This is a genomic window from Serratia sp. JSRIV004 (assembly GCF_019968705.1).
In the GTDB taxonomy this organism is placed as follows: Bacteria; Pseudomonadota; Gammaproteobacteria; order Enterobacterales; family Enterobacteriaceae; genus Chania; species Chania fonticola_B.
The window spans coordinates 5,760,966-5,778,661 of sequence record NZ_CP074140.1 but is presented as its reverse complement, the minus strand read 5'-3'; the positions used below and the strand labels follow the sequence as shown (position 1 = coordinate 5,778,661).

General features: G+C 56.0%; 27 protein-coding genes. 25 read left to right on the top strand and 2 right to left on the bottom strand.

What is annotated here, in order from left to right; all coding sequences use genetic code 11:
• Positions 1 to 192, top strand: a complete 192-nt coding sequence (locus KGP21_RS27510; RefSeq protein ID WP_223535893.1) for a hypothetical protein — start codon at positions 1 to 3, stop codon at positions 190 to 192.
• A 123-nt stretch (positions 193 to 315) separates the two neighbouring features.
• On the opposite strand, the gene KGP21_RS27505 is transcribed toward KGP21_RS27510, so the two are convergent.
• Positions 316 to 552, bottom strand: a complete 237-nt coding sequence (locus KGP21_RS27505) for a hypothetical protein (protein ID WP_223535891.1) — start codon at positions 550 to 552, stop codon at positions 316 to 318.
• Positions 553 to 639: 87 nt separating this feature from the next.
• Between KGP21_RS27505 and KGP21_RS27500 the strand changes: the two genes are divergently transcribed.
• The 12 genes from KGP21_RS27500 (at position 640) to KGP21_RS27445 (ending at position 6,282) form a co-directional block, all read left to right on the top strand.
• A complete protein-coding gene (locus tag KGP21_RS27500) occupies positions 640 to 1,359 on the top strand; it encodes a DUF2786 domain-containing protein (RefSeq protein ID WP_223535889.1) in 720 nt (239 codons plus the stop codon).
• Entirely contained in the window at positions 1,352 to 1,570 is a 219-nt protein-coding gene (locus tag KGP21_RS27495) for a hypothetical protein (protein ID WP_223535887.1), read from the top strand. Before KGP21_RS27500 ends, KGP21_RS27495 begins: the two co-directional genes overlap by 8 nt.
• Entirely contained in the window at positions 1,552 to 2,271 is a 720-nt protein-coding gene (locus tag KGP21_RS27490) for a 3'-5' exonuclease (RefSeq protein WP_223535885.1), read from the top strand. The genes KGP21_RS27495 and KGP21_RS27490 overlap by 19 nt, the downstream gene beginning before the upstream one ends.
• Entirely contained in the window at positions 2,252 to 2,623 is a 372-nt protein-coding gene (locus KGP21_RS27485; RefSeq protein WP_223535883.1) for a hypothetical protein, read from the top strand. The genes KGP21_RS27490 and KGP21_RS27485 overlap by 20 nt, the downstream gene beginning before the upstream one ends.
• Entirely contained in the window at positions 2,623 to 2,904 is a 282-nt protein-coding gene (locus KGP21_RS27480; RefSeq protein ID WP_223535880.1) for a DUF4752 family protein, read from the top strand. The genes KGP21_RS27485 and KGP21_RS27480 overlap by 1 nt, the downstream gene beginning before the upstream one ends.
• Positions 2,888 to 3,313, top strand: a complete 426-nt coding sequence (locus KGP21_RS27475; protein ID WP_223535877.1) for a gp16 family protein — start codon at positions 2,888 to 2,890, stop codon at positions 3,311 to 3,313. The genes KGP21_RS27480 and KGP21_RS27475 overlap by 17 nt, the downstream gene beginning before the upstream one ends.
• Positions 3,291 to 3,749, top strand: coding sequence for a mor transcription activator family protein (locus KGP21_RS27470; protein ID WP_223535875.1), 459 nt, complete (start codon positions 3,291 to 3,293; stop codon positions 3,747 to 3,749). Before KGP21_RS27475 ends, KGP21_RS27470 begins: the two co-directional genes overlap by 23 nt.
• Before the next feature lie 144 nt (positions 3,750 to 3,893).
• The gene (locus KGP21_RS27465; protein ID WP_223535873.1) at positions 3,894 to 4,082 is read left to right on the top strand and encodes a hypothetical protein; all 189 of its coding nucleotides are present in this window, start codon (positions 3,894 to 3,896) and stop codon (positions 4,080 to 4,082) included.
• Between the two features lie 126 nt (positions 4,083 to 4,208).
• Positions 4,209 to 4,550: a phage holin, lambda family gene (locus KGP21_RS27460; RefSeq protein ID WP_223535871.1), complete on the top strand. Its 342-nt coding sequence runs from the start codon at positions 4,209 to 4,211 to the stop codon at positions 4,548 to 4,550.
• Positions 4,534 to 5,004: a lysozyme gene (locus KGP21_RS27455; protein ID WP_223535869.1), complete on the top strand. Its 471-nt coding sequence runs from the start codon at positions 4,534 to 4,536 to the stop codon at positions 5,002 to 5,004. Before KGP21_RS27460 ends, KGP21_RS27455 begins: the two co-directional genes overlap by 17 nt.
• Positions 4,995 to 5,393, top strand: coding sequence for a hypothetical protein (locus tag KGP21_RS27450; protein WP_223535866.1), 399 nt, complete (start codon positions 4,995 to 4,997; stop codon positions 5,391 to 5,393). The genes KGP21_RS27455 and KGP21_RS27450 overlap by 10 nt, the downstream gene beginning before the upstream one ends.
• Positions 5,394 to 5,781: 388 nt before the next feature.
• Positions 5,782 to 6,282 (top strand): DUF1804 family protein, encoded by a 501-nt coding sequence (locus KGP21_RS27445; RefSeq protein ID WP_223535864.1) that lies wholly within the window; start codon positions 5,782 to 5,784, stop codon positions 6,280 to 6,282.
• Positions 6,283 to 6,427: 145 nt separating this feature from the next.
• On the opposite strand, the gene KGP21_RS27440 is transcribed toward KGP21_RS27445, so the two are convergent.
• Positions 6,428 to 6,910: a hypothetical protein gene (locus KGP21_RS27440; protein WP_223535862.1), complete on the bottom strand. Its 483-nt coding sequence runs from the start codon at positions 6,908 to 6,910 to the stop codon at positions 6,428 to 6,430.
• Between the two features lie 74 nt (positions 6,911 to 6,984).
• Here KGP21_RS27440 and terL point away from each other — a divergent pair, with 74 nt between their 5' ends.
• The 12 genes from terL to KGP21_RS27380 all read left to right on the top strand — a co-directional run bounded on the left by terL (position 6,985) and on the right by KGP21_RS27380 (position 17,688).
• The gene (gene terL, locus KGP21_RS27435) at positions 6,985 to 8,628 is read left to right on the top strand and encodes a phage terminase large subunit (RefSeq protein ID WP_223535860.1); all 1,644 of its coding nucleotides are present in this window, start codon (positions 6,985 to 6,987) and stop codon (positions 8,626 to 8,628) included.
• Entirely contained in the window at positions 8,628 to 10,211 is a 1,584-nt protein-coding gene (locus KGP21_RS27430; RefSeq protein ID WP_223499000.1) for a DUF935 domain-containing protein, read from the top strand. Before terL ends, KGP21_RS27430 begins: the two co-directional genes overlap by 1 nt.
• A complete protein-coding gene (locus KGP21_RS27425) occupies positions 10,198 to 11,361 on the top strand; it encodes a phage minor head protein (protein WP_223535858.1) in 1,164 nt (387 codons plus the stop codon). Before KGP21_RS27430 ends, KGP21_RS27425 begins: the two co-directional genes overlap by 14 nt.
• A complete protein-coding gene (locus KGP21_RS27420) occupies positions 11,361 to 11,897 on the top strand; it encodes a phage virion morphogenesis protein (protein WP_223535856.1) in 537 nt (178 codons plus the stop codon). Before KGP21_RS27425 ends, KGP21_RS27420 begins: the two co-directional genes overlap by 1 nt.
• A 208-nt stretch (positions 11,898 to 12,105) precedes the next feature.
• The gene (locus KGP21_RS27415) at positions 12,106 to 13,200 is read left to right on the top strand and encodes a phage protease (RefSeq protein WP_223498997.1); all 1,095 of its coding nucleotides are present in this window, start codon (positions 12,106 to 12,108) and stop codon (positions 13,198 to 13,200) included.
• 4 nt (positions 13,201 to 13,204) lie between these two features.
• Positions 13,205 to 13,603: a hypothetical protein gene (locus KGP21_RS27410; RefSeq protein ID WP_223498996.1), complete on the top strand. Its 399-nt coding sequence runs from the start codon at positions 13,205 to 13,207 to the stop codon at positions 13,601 to 13,603.
• Positions 13,604 to 13,617: 14 nt separating this feature from the next.
• On the top strand, positions 13,618 to 14,526 hold the full coding sequence (locus KGP21_RS27405) for a Mu-like prophage major head subunit gpT family protein (protein WP_223498995.1): 909 nt from the start codon (positions 13,618 to 13,620) through the stop codon (positions 14,524 to 14,526).
• A gap of 3 nt (positions 14,527 to 14,529) precedes the next feature.
• Positions 14,530 to 14,943, top strand: coding sequence for an HI1506-related protein (locus KGP21_RS27400; protein WP_223498994.1), 414 nt, complete (start codon positions 14,530 to 14,532; stop codon positions 14,941 to 14,943).
• A gap of 2 nt (positions 14,944 to 14,945) precedes the next feature.
• Positions 14,946 to 15,377, top strand: coding sequence for a gp436 family protein (locus KGP21_RS27395; RefSeq protein WP_223535855.1), 432 nt, complete (start codon positions 14,946 to 14,948; stop codon positions 15,375 to 15,377).
• Positions 15,374 to 16,042 (top strand): DUF1834 family protein, encoded by a 669-nt coding sequence (locus KGP21_RS27390; protein WP_223498992.1) that lies wholly within the window; start codon positions 15,374 to 15,376, stop codon positions 16,040 to 16,042. The genes KGP21_RS27395 and KGP21_RS27390 overlap by 4 nt, the downstream gene beginning before the upstream one ends.
• Positions 16,023 to 16,274, top strand: coding sequence for a DUF2635 domain-containing protein (locus KGP21_RS27385; protein WP_223535854.1), 252 nt, complete (start codon positions 16,023 to 16,025; stop codon positions 16,272 to 16,274). Before KGP21_RS27390 ends, KGP21_RS27385 begins: the two co-directional genes overlap by 20 nt.
• Positions 16,267 to 17,688: a phage tail sheath C-terminal domain-containing protein gene (locus KGP21_RS27380; RefSeq protein WP_223498990.1), complete on the top strand. Its 1,422-nt coding sequence runs from the start codon at positions 16,267 to 16,269 to the stop codon at positions 17,686 to 17,688. Before KGP21_RS27385 ends, KGP21_RS27380 begins: the two co-directional genes overlap by 8 nt.
• The last annotated feature ends 8 nt before the right edge of the window (positions 17,689 to 17,696 follow it).

Here is a 17,696-nt window from a genome sequence, read left to right as displayed (position 1 = left end):
ATGAACGCCGCAAAATTTAACCAGGCGCACTCAGTCGGGGCCGCATTCATCCACCAGGTACATCCTGATCCGTGTGGTGGCACCGTGGTCAGAACGGTAGACGTGGCTCGTGATTTCAAATGTGGTTGCGTAGTGGAAATAAACCGGGAGCCTTATTTCGTCAAAGTGGAAACACTGACTCCCGCACACTGATTTAATGGTTTATTAAATCGTTATGTAAATATTGGCGTAAACCCGCCGGGGCTGACTTACGCCAAATTACGAGGAATTAAATTATGAAAACTATCATTTCTGAACAATCCATTCGCGATGTTGCTAATCAGATGGTGAGGTCTTCTGACTCCATGTATCAGCAATTGCAGTGTACACATCAAGCGCCACAGCCATGTCAGGACGCCCAGTCTTGTGAAGGTCGGCCTGAACACCCCTCAGGTGTTTACCCAGTTTATGGGGATCAAATGCCATCTGGTCGATAAGTTCACCGATGAGTATGTTCCATGCCCCCTGACTGGCGACAATGGCGTCAACGATGGTTTTTTTGTCGTCAAACATATTTACCTCAAGTGTTATGCCGAAATGGGCTTAACCATTATTACATGTAACCAATTGAAATTGATCAACTAATTTCGGGAGTTATTTATGAATAAAGAAAAGTATTTAGCAAAAATTAAAAAGCTTCTCAATTTGGCACGTAAAGCGACTAATTCCAATGAAGCCGCCGCCGCGCTGCGTCAGGCGCAAAACCTGATGAAGCAGCACGGCGTCAGTGAGTCTGAAGCGGAGTTTATCGATATCAGCGAAGCAAGCACCAAAGGTTCTCCCAGCAATGCGCAGACACCGCCTAAATATCTGGGCTGGCTGGTAGAGGTGATCAATCGTGCTTTCGGTGTTCAGGCCATGTTTGACTGGCGCTATGGTAAGTACGGAACACCCCACCGGGTCGTGACGTTCTACGGGCCTGACAGTCGTCCCCAGATTGCCGCCTATGCCTTTGATGTTTTAGCCAGGCAAATGACAGCAGCCCGTAAAAATTTTATCGCAAAGATCCACAAGAACACCAAGCCTGCCACCAAAATCGCCCGGGCAGATCTGTTCTGCGAAGGTTGGGCTAACGGGGTCTATCAGATTGTGGCTGAACTGGCCCCGACAGAGTCAGAGACCACGTTAATGGCTGCTTATAAGCAGCGGCAGATGGACTCTGGCACGATGAAAACAAGCGCCTACAGAGAGGCTCGCGAGTGCAGCCGCAGCAATGAGGCCAGCGTCGCCGGTTTTGTTGCTGGGCGTCAGGCGCAGCTGAATCATGCTGTTAATGGTGCGACCAACGAAACCAAATTGATCGGAGGTCAACATGCTTAACGTTAAGGGTTGCGAATATCGCGATAACGGCAAGACCTGCGTTTACACCATGAGCAATCTCTCCACCGCAGTGGAAGTCCCTGAGTATCCAGGGAAGGCACGGTTCAGGTTTTACGACATTCGGGGTTATGCCATCCACAAAGGGGCGGTGAAACAGGAAATGAAGGCCGCCATCGAGCGCTACAAAACCAAATGGAGATTAGCCAAATGACCAACATCATGATCGATATCGAGACCTTGGGTAAAAAGCGCGGGTGTCCAGTGCTTTCCATCGCCGCCGTAGCGTTTGATCTACAGACCGGTAATGTGGGCGAAACCTTCTACGAGCGAATGGGTTATGACGCGGCTCTCGCCTATGGTTTGCCAGAAATAAGCACCCTGGAATGGTGGGGTAAACAGAGTGCAGAAGCTCGCGACGAAGCGTTTAACGGTAAGCGCTCCCCTGTCAGTGTTGCGTCTGAGTTGCGGGCTTTCCTGCATAACTCCGGTGGTGGTCGCTGTATCCCGTGGGGTAATGGTTCGGTCTTTGACATCAGTATTCTTGAAGGATGGTTTGACCGCGTCGATCCAATGGTTGACGCCAAGGGCGACGACATCTACCCCTGGAAGTTTTGGGATGTTGCAGACCTGCGCACCCTGGTGCGCCTGTCTGGAATTGATGTAAAAGCGATCCCGTTTGCCGGTGAGAAGCATAATGCGCTGGCCGATGCCCTGCATCAGGTGAAAGTTGCTCATGCCGCCTATAGCGCCCTTCCATCATCAAGCCGTGCCGCTCGGCGTATCAAGGAGTTGGAAGCCATCGCCACCGACTACGCCCTTAGATTCCAGAAGGCACAAGATGCGCTGAAGCACATGGCCCTGATGAACCGTCCCGAACATCAAGGAGGAGAAGATGGCCAAGTCAGCAACTGACCGCAAGGCAGAACAACGCGCAAAACTGGCCGCCAGCGGGGGGCTGAGGCACGAGTTGGTACTGACTCAGCCAGAGACCGAAGCGCTGGAGAGAAACCGCCAACGCCGAAACCCGGGGCGCTCTGCCTACAGCCGCAATGAGTATATAAGCCTGCTGATCCTCTGTGACGATCAGCGTCTTGAGCGGCAAGAGAAGGCGCTGGGGAGCTGCCAGCGCTGCGGCAAGGTTCTGCCTGGTGGCTGTAACGGTGACTTCAAAGGTGAAGCGGCCTGTTGGTTTACCCGTGACTGTCTTTCGATGAATTTAACCAGCGCCGTGACCGGTCACGCCAATTTACAAGGGGAAGGCTGATGAATAGCCTCGGGAATTTTACCGCCGCTGATTGGTTCATTACCGGTCAGATTGTGGTTATCTGGTTTTATATTGCAAGTAAAACAGGGGCGTGGATCACCTGGAATGTCATCAAACTCTTTACTGGCAGAAGCCCTAAAGGAAAGGTTGAAACTGCGATCAATCAAATTTTGGCGACGTATGAATTGAAGGCTGGAGAGGTTCTGCTCCTGGAAACATCCGATGGTTGGTGTTTGCAAATTTCCCAGCGAAAAGGAAAACAACATGACACCGAATGCTAAAAAATTGATTGGGGCTATCAAAGCCGGTCAGGCGTTCCTGGGCTGGGATGATACCACCTATCGCCAGACGCTTGAGCGCTTGATCGGGAAGACCAGCGCAACCCGATGCAGTCTGGAGGAACTCCAGACTGTCAAAGAGTACATGCACACGGCAGGGTTCCCCCGCCAGTCCAAAAAGCAGGGCCGTCGCCCCTCGGTGGCCAGTAGTCACAAAGGCCTTTTAAGCAAGGTCGAGGCGCTACTGGCTGATGCGGGCCGTCCGTGGTCTTATGCGGTCAGCATGGCGAAGCACATGTTTAACCGTGAGCGCGTGGACTGGTTGACAACGGACGAACTCACCAGGCTGATGCAAGCCCTGGTTATCGATGCCAAACGCAGGGGGAAACATGAAAATCACCGTCAACCATGAGGAACTGGCGAGAACAGAAGACCTCCTGCCCGAGTCGGCCAAAGTGTTGTTGCTCATTCTGGGGTATCCCGCGACAGCTAGGCTGATTGACCGTTTTGGCGGTGTCACATTATCGGCTAAAAGTGGCGCGGCTCAGGAGCGTTCCGGCGGCGTTCATTCGCTGTTACGTGAGGTGCTCAGCGATGAGGAATTGAAGAAATTAATCGCCTACCTGGGGGCCGCGCAGTTTTATATCCCCCGTTGTGATGCGGCACTGAGGCAACTGCGCAACACCCGATTTGTGGCGGCGGTTGCGGAGCGCCAGGAGGCGGGTCTTTCAATTCGCCAGGCGATGGCGGTATTATGCCCGCAATTCGGGATCAGTGACCGCATCGGCTGGCAGCTAATCAGTAAGCGACTTAACCAGGATAAACAGACGCAACCCGGGCTGTTCTGATGAACATGCGCCCCTCTGACGACACTGACTCACTCTTGCACCGGAGATTTATCATGACAAATTATGCCGCACTGGGCGAATATAACGCGTAATCCCGGCAGGCCAGCGATGCTGCCAGCCGCCGTTTTGCGTTTATGAAGAAGCATGGCTACCATGCTTAACCAGCAGGCAGAACAGCATGAGACCGTTTTAGACACCGCACTGTTACAACGTTCTCTTGACGACGTCACCTCAGCCGAGCGCGAAATGCGGGCGGCTGTCGAAAGAGCCAATCAGGCCGCTGCATTGTGTAACAAACCCATCATCACCCTGCCTTCCCTGTCAACATTCTGATTAATCAGCGCCCCGGTAAAAGGGGGCGCTGAAGCCTTTCCAGCGTTTCTCCCCCTCACTTTATTCCACAATCCCCCTACTTGTTAACGTGGCATTGCCATCCGATAACCATCAAGCGAGAAAAGTATGAGCGATCAGGGATTCTGGGAAGACTCATTGAAATGGATAGCTGACAACGCCCCCGCCCTCTATGCAGGTCTGGCGGCTATTGGCGTGTCGTCGATGATGAACATAAAAGATGGACAACCCAAAAAATACACCATTACCAGCGCCATCGTGTGCGGGATTGTTGCGACCAGCCTCAGTGGACTACTGGAACATGTTGGCTTGCCATCAAGCGCCGCTGCGCTGGTCGGCGGGATCATTGGCTTCATTGGCGCGGACAAGCTGCGCGATATCGCCAACACCCTCGCAAACCGACGGATCAATGGGACCACTCAGGACGGGAAAAATGAAAATAAGCAATAACGGCCTGGCCTTGATTAAAGCATTTGAAGGCCTGTCGCTGACGGCTTATCCCGACCCGGGGACAGGGGGAGCGCCCTGGACGATTGGCTGGGGGCATACTGGGCCTGAGGTTAAACCCGGCTTAACCTGGACTCAGGCGCAGGCTAAACAGGCGTTAAACGATGACGTGGCTCGATTTGAGCGTGATGTAAGGACGCTCGTGAAGGTCGAGATCAATCAGAACCAGTTCGACGCGCTGGTCAGCTTCGCCTTTAACGTCGGGAGCGATATCGACGAGGACGACGTGCCCGAGGGGCTGGGGGACAGCACGCTGTTACGCAAGCTCAATGCCGGTGACTATGAGGGGGCTGCGAATGAGTTTGTGAAGTGGAACAATTCCGCAGGCAAGGTCATGAAGGGCTTAACCCGTCGCCGCGCCGCTGAGCGGGATTTGTTCCTGAAACCATGCCGCTAATCACAAAAGACCTGTTAGTACTGGCGGCGATCACGGTGGGGTATTTCGCTGTGGACAGCTACTTCACTACGCAAGCAACGGTGAAGACGCTCAGGGATGAGAATAAAACCCTCTCCGACACATTGGCTGCCAGCCGTAAGCAGCATAACGGCGAACAGGTTGTCGGTCAGCAGGGTTTGACATACAGCCAGCAGGGAACGGCAAAGCAGGAGAAAACGCAGATTGAAATCCGTCAACAAATCATCCGGGAACCCTGCGCGGGCCAGTCTGTTCCTGATGCTAGTGGTCAGCGGTTGTGGCGGTACGCCGAGCAGACCCGCGCCGCAGCCCTATCAGATGCTGCCCGCGAACCTGACCGCCTCCCGGCTGGCTCCGCTTCCGGGAAATAATCCCGGGCGGCTGACCTACGGGGAGTCGGTGACGTGGAACATCGGGCTGCTGGAGACCCTACGCCAGGGTAACTGTGACAAAGCATTGATCCGGCAGATTGAGCAACTCAGGGCCAGCGGGGAAACAGGCAAAACGTTACCCCCTCCGCCTGAGTGCAAATTATTAACCTCAGAGTATGAATAGCATGGCAGTAATGAGTTTTCAGTCATACGGATATAGCGCAGAGCCGGTTCGCGTCATGGTTGAGCGCATCACCCATTTTTATGGGGTCGACTATAACGGCAGGTCCGGGACCACCCTCGTATTAGACACCGGGAAAGAGGTCATTGTTGGGGAATACGCCAGCGACGTCCAACGCAAGATTGAGGAAGCTCAGAAGGAGCGCTAATGGCCTGGCCACAGGACACACGGGACAAAGTCCGCAAAGGATACATCTTTGACCAGCTATCACTGGAGATGGTCTCCCTCAAGTGCAGTGTCCCGTTTGACACGGTGCGCCGCTGGAAAGCGGCAGCCGCCAAAAAAGGCGACGACTGGGACAAGCTGCGCGTGGCGCACACGTTGGCGGGAGATGGTTTGGAGAGCATGGCTCGCACGGTGTTGATCAGTCTGGTGATTAAGTGCCAGGCCACGCTGGAACTCGTAAACCAAAACCCCGATATTCCGCCCAAAGAGTCCGTCGAGTTGTTGGCCAGTCTGTCAGACAGCCTGAGCAAGGCAGTGGCTTCCAGTAAGAAAATCCTGCCAGAGACCGACCGGTTGGCTACGGCGCTGGAGGTGGTTCAGAAGATGGGCGACTTTATCAGCAAGAAAAATCCGGCACTTTACGTGCCGTTCGTCGAAGTCCTGGAACAGTTCGCCAGCGTGCTGGAGGATGAGTTTCGTTAGCTATGCGGCCCAAGAAGCGCCGCAAGTGTGATCGGTTACTGTCAGAACCAACGTCGGTGAACGCTTGGAGATCATGAAAAGCAAGAGGGTTACATCATGAATAAACTTAATTCAGTCTGGTTGGAACAGGCCCGAGAAAAGGCTTTTAGTGTGGCCCGCTCGATGGATCCACAAACAATTTCCCGCGTTCGAAAAGAGCTTGGCCGTTTACTGGAAAAGGGAGCGTCATTCCATGAAGCCAGAACAGTGCTAGAAATTTGGCCTTGTTAATTTCGCCTAACTCTGGGGGCAGTACGGTCATCGTGCCGTGTTTTTCATGCGCACTCAACAGCATACTTAGTTGAGTGAATCGCTCATAAAGCACGGCCAAAACGGGCAGAGGTAAATCAGTCCATTGATCATCATTAAAAACATAATCTTCAATAGCCTGATCTGCCAGCGGTTCATATTCAAACTGATAGATCGTATTCGATATGTCCGTAGTTTTGCCTTTAAAACGAGAACCCAGCGGCCAGATAAGCGCATTTGCTTCAAAGCCTGTTCCCTCAAGAGGCTTAAATGATGACAGCGGCTTTCCTGTCACCCCCTGAATAAAACGTTCGAGTAATTCGATTTGTCTGGCACCCATTTGAATTTCCTTTGAAGTGAAAGGAAAAAGCTTACATAAAAAAGGGTTACACGTTAAGCATAATCAGGAATTTTATGGCCAAGAGAAAAAAGACGCTCAAGGAGTTCCAGCAGGAACTGGCTGAGTACATCGCCAGCATACGCCAAACCATCGAAGCCGAGTGTCTGGGTTTTGCTGTCGATCCGCAGGCGACTAAAGCGCGATGCGCTGCCGTGGCCGATCCGGTCACTGGGTATGATTATTTTGTGGAGACGTATTTCCCGCACTACGTCCGTAACCCGGCAAAAAGTGAACTGCACAAGTATTTATTCAAGCGACTGCCGCAGATTATCGCCAGCCCTGACGGTGAGAACGACGCCATCGCGGCCCCGCGTGGCGAAGCAAAATCGACGCTGGTCAGCCAGTTGTTCGTTTTGTGGACCCTTATTCGGGCTATCAAGCATTACCCGGTCATCATTATGGACTCGATAGACCAGGCGTATCCGATGCTGGAAGCCATCAAGGCGGAACTGGAGTTTAACCCACGTTTAAAAAACGACTTCCCGGCGGCGTGTGGCCAGGGACGCGTCTGGCGGATGGGGACCATTGTCACCGCCAACAATATCAAAGTCACGGTCGCGGGTAGCGGTAAAAAGCTGCGTGGTCTGCGTCATGGCCCGTACCGTCCTGACCTGGTTATCCTGGACGATATCGAGAACGACGAGATGGTCCGCAACCATGAGCAGCGGGACAAGCTTCACGACTGGTTAACGAAGACCGTCATGCCGCTCGGGGAAGCGGGCGGGAAAACCGATATCGTCTACATCGGTACTATTCTCCACTACGATTCCGTTCTCTCCCGAACGCTGGATAACCCGATGTGGAAAACTGCCCGATTTAAGGCTGTGATCCAGTGGCCCGCCAACATGAAGTTGTGGGACGAGTGGGAAGAACTGATCCGCAACAAGCAGGTACAGGAAGCAGAACGCTATTACATCGAGAATGAGGCCGCCATGCTGAAGGACGCGATCGTTTCATGGGCGGCGCGTCCGCTGCTGGCACTGATGAAAATCCGCGTTCGTGACGGTCATGACACCTTCGACAGTGAATACCAGAACGACCCGGTCAGCGGCGAGGATGCGCTGTTCGTGGGCTGTATCAATTTCTGGGTGAACCGGCTCAACGAATGGGTATTTTATGGCGCGGTTGACCCGAGCCTCGGCAAGAAGAACAAGAAGCGTGACCCGTCCGCCATTCTGGTCGGGGGCTTTAATCGCTACACCGGGATCCTGGACGTTGTGGAGGCCGATATCCGTCGCCGTTTACCCGATAAAATTATTGAAGACACCATCAAGTACCAGCGCGAATGGCACTGCCTTTGCTGGTCCATTGAGGCGGTCCAGTTTCAGGAGTTTTTACGCACCGTGTTAGTTGAACGTTCCGCCAAATTAGGCGTCCCGGTTCCGGCGCTGCCGGTCATTCCGCTGGAAGATAAGGCCCTGCGTATCGAGTCGTTACAGCCGCACATGGTCAACGGCCTGATCCGTGTCAGTCCGGCACACCAGACCCTGATTGACCAGCTCAGACACTACCCGAAGGCAGACCACGACGACGGCCCGGACTGTCTCGATATGCTCTGGCGGCTTGCGGTCTCACGCAGTGCGAAATTTCAGGTCCACACGCCACGCGGTGCTTCGCGTGATCGTGATGGTCGTTTTGGTTCAGGAGGGGGCTGGTAATGGCCATTGTTGACAGGTACGGGCAACCGTTACAGCGCGAGGCCCTGAAGACGGCGCAGACGGTGAAGGTGGCGGAGCGCCTGCGCATTTATCCCGATCACCCGTCACGCGGGTTGAATATTCGCCGCCTGCCGCGCATTCTGGAAGCCGCCGAGCAGGGCAACCTGTCCGCTCAGGCGTGCCTGTTCGGCGATATGGAAGAACGTGACGGCCACCTGTTCGCCGAGATGGAGAAGCGGCGCAATGCGCTGTTAACGCTGGACTGGTCCATCGAGCCGCCCCTGAATGCCAGCGCTGAGGAGTTGAAACTCACCGCCGCCGTGGCCGATTGGATGGGCGGGATCCCCAATATGGAAGACGTCATCCTCAACGGCATGAGTGCCGTCGGCTATGGCTTCAGCTGTCAGGAGATGGCGTGGGAACGGGTCGATAACATCTGGTTGCCGGAGTCGCTGACCAAGCGCCCTCACCACTGGTTTAACACCTTGCCGGACCAGGGCGACGAAATTCGTCTCGACGATGGCAGTTATCAGGAGGGGAAAAGTGGATCGGCGCTGTGGCCGTTTGGCTGGCTGGTTCACCGCAACAATGCCCGGTCTGGTTTCATCGGCTCGTCGGGACTGTTCCGCGTGTTGGTCTGGCCGTATCTGTTCAAGAACTTTGCGCTGCGCGACCTCGCCGAGTTCCTGGAGATTTACGGCCTTCCTGCACGTATTGCCTACTACGCTCAGGGGACCAGCGACGAAGACCGCGACCAAATCCTTCAGGCGTTGGTCCATCTCGGTCATGAGGCCGTGGCCGCCATTCCGCAGGGGAATGAAATCAAGTTTGAAAGTGCGGCGAGCGGGCGTGAAACGCCCTTTATGGCGATGATCGACTGGTCGGAACGTACCGTCTCCAAAGCGATTTTAGGCAGTACGCTGACTAGCCAGGCCGACGGTAAAACCTCGACCAACGCGCTGGGGAACGTCCACAACGAGGTCCGCCACGATATCCTGACCGCCGACGCCCGTCAGTTGGAGGGGATGTTTCTAAGCCTCACCCAGATGATGGCCGCCCTCAACGGCTACGGCCATATCAGAACGCGACGCCTCCCGCGTTTTGTCTTCGATACCCAGGAAGAAATCGCGTTTAAAGACTGGGCCACGGCCCTGGCCACGCTGGTGAACGATGTCCGTCTGCCGGATATCCCGCAGTCGTGGGTCCGCAAAAAAATCGGCATCCCGACACCGAAGGATGGCGAGCCGGTGCTGGCGCTGCCTGCGGTCAGCGATAACACCGCCAGCCTCAGCCGTATTCGTGAGGACCTGCGCCTGGCCGCGTTGAGCCAGGCGAAGGAAGACGACGACCCGGCACAACGCGCCATCGACCGCGCCGACCTCCCAGCAGAGGCGATTAATCAGGGGATGCAGGCGTTACTGACCCCACTGGTTGCCGCACTCCAGCAGGGCCACAGCGCGGATGAGGCAATGAACATCCTGGCGCACGCGTGGCCGACCCTCCCGGATGCAGCACTGCGGCAGTTGCTGGAGCAGGCCCTTTTTGTTTCGGATATCTGGGGGCGACTGAATGCCGACAGCTGACGATGTTGATCTGGGGTACGCCTACACGCTGGCCCCAGAAGAGGCGATCCGTTATTTCGAAAGCAAGGGCTACGCCATCGGTTTCAACTGGCACGACGTGCAGACGGTGGCCCATGCCCGGGCGTTCACGGTCGCGGGCGTTCTGAAACTCGATGTGTTGCAGGATATCCGGGGCGGGTTGCACTCGGCACTGAAAAACGGCGACACCTATCAGGAGTTTGTGAAGACCCTGCAGCCGGTACTGGAGGCGAAGGGCTGGATGGGGAAAGGACTGGTCGCCGATCCTGATACCGGGGAACTCCAGGGTAAGCAGTTAACGCCGCGCCGACTACAGACCCTGTTCAACACCAACATACAGTCCAGCTATAACGCAGGCCGTTACGTTCAGCAGATGGCCAACGTGGCCGACCGTCCCTATTTTGAGCGCGTCGCCGTGATGGACATCCACACCCGGCCCAAACATGCCGCGCTGAACGGTTTCACCGCCCCCGCAGACGACCCGGTCTGGGAATTCCTCTACACCCCCGACGGGTACGGTTGCCGCTGCCGTATACGCGCCCGCTCGCAGTCTGACGTCGACAAGTATGGTCTCAACGTTCAGCGCAGCGAAGGTCGCCTGGTGGAGGTTGAGCAAGAATACTGCCAGCCCGGGAAGACCATCAAGACGATGGGTCTCACGATGCCGGATGGCAGCGTCTACACCGCCGACCCGGGGTTCGGGTTCAATCCGGGCAAGGTGGCCTATCAGCCGCAACTGGAAAAGTATGATTACCTGTCGGCGCGTCAGTACGTTACCGGCTCCCTGACCGGTCCCGATTTTGCACAGGGCCTGAAGAACGTCACGCAGTTGGACAAACAGCAGCACTACCCGGTCGCCGTGCTCTCCCCGTCCCAGGTCAGGCAGACCGCCGCCGAGTTTCAGGCGGTCAACATCGGTGCAACTGTCATGCAGCAGTTAGCCAGCACTGGCGCACCGCCCAGGCTGTCAGATTACGTCCTGATGCAACAGACCATCGAGAACGCGCAGCAACTCACGCAGGACGGTAAAGCCTGGCGCTATGCGATGAAATCAGGCGACCGCTGGTCGGTGGCCACTGTCGATGGTGACGAGCTGATCGCCTGGTCAATGCAGGACACCCCGGGGACATGATGGACATTAAAATAGACCTGACCGCCTATAACACCACGCTGGGAAAACTCATCCGCTCAACGACCCAGCGGCATGACCTGATGACGGCGCTGGCGGGCACCCTGCTCGATGTGGTGGAAACCAATTTCCAACACGAGGGCCGCCCCAAGTGGATGGGCTGGAGTCCTGCCTATGCCAGGCAACGCGGTTCCGGACAAATCCTCCAGAAGTCCGGGCGACTGGCGGCCAGTATCCGCGCCGCCGTAACGAATGACGACGCCACGGTCGGGACAAATGTTCGCTACGCGAGGATCCACAACGAGGGCGGCGAGATTAAGCACTCGGCCAAAAGCCAAAATCTCTATTTCAAGCAGTACAAGAACGGCAGCGTCAGCCGCCAGTTCGTCAAAAAGCGTAACAGTAATTTTGTGCAAAGTGCCACGGTCGGTGCCTATACCGTGAAGATGCCAGCGCGTCCATTCCTGCAAATTGTTGACAGCGATATTACTGATCTGGAAGACACCGCCAATCGCTATTTTGCCCGAGTGATTGACTAAGTGCATACAAACGCGCTGTAATCCCCGCTACGCGTTTTTGTCCCCTTGAATGCAGTCCGATGGCTCTGACCCGGTTAAAACCGCGCAGGCGCGTTTTTAAAAAGGGTTTAAAAGCGGTTTGGCCTCCAGTCCCCCCTGCATTAAACACACCTAAGCGCTGAACCCTCTCAGCCGCTACCGATATTCCAGGCGCGTCATCATGCGTGTCATGAAAACACGTATCGCGGCTTTAGCCCTCGAAATCAACAGCACCGCCAACGAGATCCAGCTGTTCCCCGCCGGGGAGTTTGCTGGCGTCGATGGTCGTCCCTTCGATGTCGACGGCGGCAAATGGATCATTAACGCCGAGTTGGCTGCCGCTCTGGTGGCGCAGGTCGACGCGGCAAAAAACCCTTTCGTCATTGACTACGAACACCAAACGCTGCACAGCGCCAAGAACGGCAAGCCCGCCCCGGCTGCGGGCTGGTTCAGCAAGGTGGAATGGCGTGAAGGCGATGGTCTGTATGCGATAGGCGTCGAATGGACGGCCAACGCGGCGGCGATGATTGCGGCAAAAGAATACCGCTTTATTTCCCCCGTCTTTAGCTACAACAAACGTGGCGAGGTTCGCCAACTGCTTCACGCCGCGCTCACCAACACCCCCGCGTTAGACGACATGGACGAGGTGATGCTTGCCGCTGCCAGTCGTCTGGCGTCCTTATCAACCGAATCGGAGACCACAACCGTGGACGAAGAATATTTAGCAGAGCTACTCACCAGCATTCGCTGGATGCTGAACCTGCCCGTCACTGCAACCCCGGAAGAAATCAAAGCCGAACTTCAAAAAGTGATCGACGCGATTTCGACGGGCCAGGGAACAGCTGCCGCCTCTGTCGGGCTGCTTGCGCTGCTGGCTCAACGCGATGAACAAATCGCCAGCCTGTCAGCCAATGCGTATGACCCCTCGAAACACTCCCCGATTGAGGTCGTCACCGAATTACAGACGCGCCTGGCGGCAATGTCGCAAACCTCCAGCACCGCTGAAGTCGACACGCTGGTTCAGGCCGCACTGTCGGATGGCCGCCTGTTGTCGGTTCAGGAGCAATGGGCGAAGGACTACGGCAAAAAGGACCTGGCCGCGCTCAAGTCCTGGCTGGGCAACGCCCCGAAAATTGCCGCCCTGACTCATCAGCAGAGCGAGGATTTTATTCCACCGAAGCCGGAAGACAAAATCAGCGTGGCGCAGTTAACCGCCGAACAAATCGCACTGTGTAACCAGTTCGGCAACGACCCGGCAGAAATGGCCAAATTACTGAAGGATTAACACTATGGATCGTAATACGTGGCGTAAAGACGGGCTGCGCATCGCCTTAAAGGTCGCCAGCGGTGTGAAAATTTACGGGGGCCATATGGTCGCCATCAATGAGGAAGGTTTCGCCGTGCCCGCCGACAGGGGCAGCGACACCGATAATCTGGCGGTCAGCGGTGTTTCCGACGAGTTCGTGGATAACACGGGCGGCGCAGACGGCGACGTGATCGTGCTAATCCGGCGCGGTGGGGCTTTTTGCCTGGCTAACAGCGCATCCAAACCGGTGACGCAGGCGTTGGTCGGCAGACGTTGCCAGGTGCAAGACAGCGTGACCGTCGCCGTTGATGCCACCTCGAAACGCACTGCCGGTACTGTGATCGAAGTGTCTCCAGACGGCGTCTGGGTTTACATCTCTTAAGGAGTCATAAAAAAATGATTGTTAACAAGGCGAATATTCAGCTGTTTTTCGTCAACCTTAAAACCACGTTTAACGGGGCATTAAAAACCGCCCCGACGCAGTGGCAAAAGGTGGCGATGAAAATCCAGTCAACGGGGCGCGCCAATGATTACAGCTGGCTGTCCAGCTTCCCAGGTATGCGTAAGTGGATTGGTGACAAGGTCATCAAATCACTGGCGGCCTTTAAATACACCGTCATTAACGATGACTGGGAAGCCACCATCGAGGTCGACCGCAACGACCTTCAGGACGACCAGACCGGGATTTATGCCATCCAGGCCAAATCCGCGGGAGAATCGGCGGCACAGCTGCCTGACGATCTGGTCTTTGGGCTAATTAATACGTCGTTCAGCACCCCGTGTTACGACGGCCAGTATTATTTTGACACCGACCACCCGATGGGCGATGGCGTCTTCTCCAACAAAGGGACAAAAGCGCTGTCCTGCGCCTCTCTTGCAGCGGCTCAAGCGTCGTTCGGGGTGGCGCGTACCCAAATGCGCAAGGTCAAGGACGATGACAATCGACCGCTGAATGTGAACCCGAATATTCTCCTGGTCCCGGTAGCCCTGGAAGACACCGCTCGCACTCTGATGACGGCTGACCGCCTGGAGGATGGCAAGGTCAACATATACAAGGGGACCGCCGAGGTTGTCGCCGAGCCGCGTTTAACCAGTGACACCGCCTGGTTCCTGCTGGACACCAGCAAAGCGATCACGCCGTTCTTCTATCAGGAACGTGAAGCCCCGCACCCGGTTGAACAAACCGATCTCAATGCGGACGATGTTTTCAACCGCAAAAAATTCAAATTCGGCGCAGAAGCTCGCGGCGCGGCAGGTTTTGGTCTGTGGCAACTGGGCTACGGTTCTATCGGAACGGAGGCATAAGACATGGAAAAGGTTATCGACATCACCGCCAAACGCGACGGTTTTCGCCGTTGCGGTATGGCCCACAGCGACACCACTCAGACCTGGCCGCTGGATACGTTCACGCCTAAACAGATTGCGGAGCTTCAGGCCGAGCCGATGCTGGTCGTGGCCATCCGTAACCAGGACGATACGGCAAACAGCGGAGGCGGCCAGCTCGATGTGCTAAAGCAAAAGGTTCTCCAGCTTGAGGGGGATATTCAAATCCTGGTGACGCAGGAGTCCACCGCCAAGGATGAGATCGCCACGCTGACCAAAGACCTGGAAACGGCCCGTCAGTGCGTGACTGACCTGACTGCTGCACTGGACACCGAACGTCAGACATCTGCTGACCTGGCGACGCAGTTGGCGGCCGCCACTGAGAAGAAAGGGAAATAACCATGCCCTACGCCACACCAGAGCAGTTCGTTAAAACCTTCAGCGAACGGGAGACCGTTTCACTGACCGACGAAAAGCGCACCGGCACGGTCGACAACGACAAGCTGACCTTTGCGCTGGAGCGTGCCAGTAACGTCATCGATGGCTACCTGGTGGGGCGTTACAAAACACCGTGGCCGGACAGCCCGGGGATCCTGATCGGCTACTGCTGCGACATTACCCGCTACCAACTGGCCACGGATCACCGGATTTTGTCCGAGGAAATGCGCCTGCGTTATGACGACTCGATCAAGTTTCTGGAGAAAGTGGCCAGCGGCAAGATAAACCTCGGGCGCGACACGTCCGGTGGCGTGATCCCGTCATCGTCTCAGATGCGGATTTATTCGGGTGTTCGCCAGTTCGGTCGTGAGTCTACTGACGGGGGGGCGTTTTGATCACCGATATTGAACTGGCCCTGGTCGACCGTCTGCGTCGTGGTCTTGGGCAGATGATCCTCGATGTTACGACCTACGCAGGCGAACTGGACGACGACATGGGGAAAATCCTCCGTCGCCTCCCCGGTGTCTGGGTCACGTTCGGCGGGATCCAAAAGACCGAGCGTTGCAGCACATCTCGCCAGAAGCGGAGAGTGACGGGCCGTTTTGTGGTCGTGGTCGGCGACTACAACACCCGTGACGAACAGAGTACCCGGCACGGCGGCGTCAATCTCAATGAGGTGGGGACCAACCTCCTGGTGGAGTCGGTTCGCCGACTCATCACCGGGCAGGATTTGGGGATGAAAATCGACTATTTCGAGCCTGGTCGGGTCCGCACCTTGTTTAACTCGAAAACGGAAGACAAGGCGGCATCGGTCTTTGCCTGTGAATTTGATACGACGTGGATTGAACTGGCGCTGGAGAATGGCCAATGGCCTGAGCGATCGACAGACGCGGACGCACCGGATGCCGCGTTTAATACCTACAGGAGTCAACTGTCTGACCCAGACCCTGATTTACTGCATATCGGGATGCGCTATCACTCATCAGGAACGGTAGCGGCAGATGACCCCGAAGACCTGCTCGAACTGAGGAAAGAGAACAATGGCAACAATCAAGGTTAAAGCAGCCCCGGGGGTGGATAAATTCCCGAAGGAGCGCGACGTAAAAAACTACATCACCGGGGAGCCGGTCGAGGTTGAAAGCTCGGCCTATTACCGCCGCGCCCTCAAAGAGGGCGATTTGCTGCGGGTTAATGAGGTTACACCGCCAGCGACGTCCGGCAGACAGGCTCCGGCCAGCAAAGCCGACACCGCGCAGGATAAAACAACCAAGAAGGCGTCAGAAAATGAGTGAGATCCAGTTTGACACCATCCCGAACAGCATCCGCAAACCGGGAGTATACATTGAGTTTAACACCCGTCTGGCGGTTAACACGCTTCCGGGGAACCCTCAGCGGGTTCTGGTGATCGGGCCGATGTTACCCTCCGGCACTGCCGAGCCGCTGACCCCAGTCTCTGTGTTCTCTGACGACGAGGCCGCGACTTATTTCGGCGCGGGTTCGCTGGCAGCCAACATGGCCAGCGCGGCCATTACCGCCAACCGCTACCTTCAACTGGATGTTATCGGTATTGAAAATGGAAACGCCGGGGTGGCCGCGAGCGGTGGCTTGAAGATTGCAGGCACCGCCACAAAGAGCGGGACGATCACGGTGTGGATTGCCGGGAAACAGGTTGCGGTGAACGTGGGCAGCGGCGACAAGCCCGACACTATCATTCCAGCCCTGGTGGCAGCGATGGCGCAGGATCCGACGCTCCTGGTCTCCGGTGCGTATGACTCACAGGACAGCCAGCTTACGCTCTCCGCCCGCACTTTTGGCGAATGGGGTAACGGTATCACGCTACAGGCCAGCACCACCGCCAGCGGCCTGACGCTCACCCTCACTCCCATGGCGGGCGGTGAAATGGACCCCGATATTCAGCCCGCGCTGGATGCCGTCTTTGCGGCGGGCCATAACATCCTGATCTGCCCGTTCAGCACCGATGACGCACTGGCGGCGCTGAGTGAACACCTGACCAGCACCGGTAGCGCAATGGAGCAACGTGGCGCGGTCGGTTGTGCGGGCTGGGTCGGCAGTCTCGGTACGGGGACGACGCTCGCCGCCCAGGTGAACAACGGGCGAGTGTCCATTCCCTGGTATCGCGGGTCGCAAAAGTTGCCCGCCATCCTTGCGGCAACGTATGGCGCAGTGATGGCCAGCGAAGAAGACCCCGCCCGCCCACTCAATACCCTCCCGCTGAAAGGGATGGATATTGTTTCCATGACGCAGCGAGAAGGCCGCAATGAACAGGAAAGCGCCTTGTATAACGGTCTTACCCCGATTGAGGTCGGCCCGGGTAATACGGTGCAGATTGTCCGTGCGGTCAGTTCGTACATCGTCAATCAGCAAGGCGTCGAGGATCCGGCCCTGCTGGATATTACCTCTATCCGTACGTTGGATTACACCCGGAAAGCCTGCCGTGAACGTATGAGCCTGCGCTTTCCGCGTGAAAAACTCAATATACGCACACCGCCAAAAGTTAAAAGCGAGCTTTACGACGTGCTGACCAAGCTGGATGACGCGGAAATTCTGGAGAACGTGGCCGCCAACAAGGACAAGCTTATCGTCAAGCCAAGTGAGTTTGATCCAAACCGCTGTGATTCGGTCATCCCGGTTGACGTCGTCAATGGCCTGCATGTTTTCGCAGGCCGTATCGATATGATTTTGTAAGGAGGGTT

What these genes read in the sequence shown, in the direction of transcription:
- KGP21_RS27490 (WP_223535885.1), top strand. Translation starts at nt 1,552, where the DNA reads ATGGAGATTAGCCAAATGACCAACATCATGATCGATATCGAGACCTTG.
- KGP21_RS27460 (WP_223535871.1), top strand. Translation starts at nt 4,209, where the DNA reads ATGAGCGATCAGGGATTCTGGGAAGACTCATTGAAATGGATAGCTGAC.
- terL (WP_223535860.1), top strand. Translation starts at nt 6,985, where the DNA reads ATGGCCAAGAGAAAAAAGACGCTCAAGGAGTTCCAGCAGGAACTGGCT.
- KGP21_RS27510 (WP_223535893.1), top strand. Translation starts at nt 1, where the DNA reads ATGAACGCCGCAAAATTTAACCAGGCGCACTCAGTCGGGGCCGCATTC.
- KGP21_RS27465 (WP_223535873.1), top strand. Translation starts at nt 3,894, where the DNA reads ATGGCTACCATGCTTAACCAGCAGGCAGAACAGCATGAGACCGTTTTA.
- KGP21_RS27430 (WP_223499000.1), top strand. Translation starts at nt 8,628, where the DNA reads ATGGCCATTGTTGACAGGTACGGGCAACCGTTACAGCGCGAGGCCCTG.
- KGP21_RS27505 (WP_223535891.1), bottom strand. Translation starts at nt 552, where the DNA reads ATGTTTGACGACAAAAAAACCATCGTTGACGCCATTGTCGCCAGTCAG.
- KGP21_RS27475 (WP_223535877.1), top strand. Translation starts at nt 2,888, where the DNA reads ATGACACCGAATGCTAAAAAATTGATTGGGGCTATCAAAGCCGGTCAG.
- KGP21_RS27415 (WP_223498997.1), top strand. Translation starts at nt 12,106, where the DNA reads ATGAAAACACGTATCGCGGCTTTAGCCCTCGAAATCAACAGCACCGCC.
- KGP21_RS27470 (WP_223535875.1), top strand. Translation starts at nt 3,291, where the DNA reads ATGAAAATCACCGTCAACCATGAGGAACTGGCGAGAACAGAAGACCTC.
- KGP21_RS27445 (WP_223535864.1), top strand. Translation starts at nt 5,782, where the DNA reads ATGGCCTGGCCACAGGACACACGGGACAAAGTCCGCAAAGGATACATC.
- KGP21_RS27480 (WP_223535880.1), top strand. Translation starts at nt 2,623, where the DNA reads ATGAATAGCCTCGGGAATTTTACCGCCGCTGATTGGTTCATTACCGGT.
- KGP21_RS27440 (WP_223535862.1), bottom strand. Translation starts at nt 6,910, where the DNA reads ATGGGTGCCAGACAAATCGAATTACTCGAACGTTTTATTCAGGGGGTG.
- KGP21_RS27395 (WP_223535855.1), top strand. Translation starts at nt 14,946, where the DNA reads ATGCCCTACGCCACACCAGAGCAGTTCGTTAAAACCTTCAGCGAACGG.
- KGP21_RS27410 (WP_223498996.1), top strand. Translation starts at nt 13,205, where the DNA reads ATGGATCGTAATACGTGGCGTAAAGACGGGCTGCGCATCGCCTTAAAG.
- KGP21_RS27500 (WP_223535889.1), top strand. Translation starts at nt 640, where the DNA reads ATGAATAAAGAAAAGTATTTAGCAAAAATTAAAAAGCTTCTCAATTTG.
- KGP21_RS27485 (WP_223535883.1), top strand. Translation starts at nt 2,252, where the DNA reads ATGGCCAAGTCAGCAACTGACCGCAAGGCAGAACAACGCGCAAAACTG.
- KGP21_RS27405 (WP_223498995.1), top strand. Translation starts at nt 13,618, where the DNA reads ATGATTGTTAACAAGGCGAATATTCAGCTGTTTTTCGTCAACCTTAAA.
- KGP21_RS27455 (WP_223535869.1), top strand. Translation starts at nt 4,534, where the DNA reads ATGAAAATAAGCAATAACGGCCTGGCCTTGATTAAAGCATTTGAAGGC.
- KGP21_RS27495 (WP_223535887.1), top strand. Translation starts at nt 1,352, where the DNA reads ATGCTTAACGTTAAGGGTTGCGAATATCGCGATAACGGCAAGACCTGC.
- KGP21_RS27380 (WP_223498990.1), top strand. Translation starts at nt 16,267, where the DNA reads ATGAGTGAGATCCAGTTTGACACCATCCCGAACAGCATCCGCAAACCG.
- KGP21_RS27425 (WP_223535858.1), top strand. Translation starts at nt 10,198, where the DNA reads ATGCCGACAGCTGACGATGTTGATCTGGGGTACGCCTACACGCTGGCC.
- KGP21_RS27400 (WP_223498994.1), top strand. Translation starts at nt 14,530, where the DNA reads ATGGAAAAGGTTATCGACATCACCGCCAAACGCGACGGTTTTCGCCGT.
- KGP21_RS27450 (WP_223535866.1), top strand. Translation starts at nt 4,995, where the DNA reads ATGCCGCTAATCACAAAAGACCTGTTAGTACTGGCGGCGATCACGGTG.
- KGP21_RS27420 (WP_223535856.1), top strand. Translation starts at nt 11,361, where the DNA reads ATGGACATTAAAATAGACCTGACCGCCTATAACACCACGCTGGGAAAA.
- KGP21_RS27385 (WP_223535854.1), top strand. Translation starts at nt 16,023, where the DNA reads ATGGCAACAATCAAGGTTAAAGCAGCCCCGGGGGTGGATAAATTCCCG.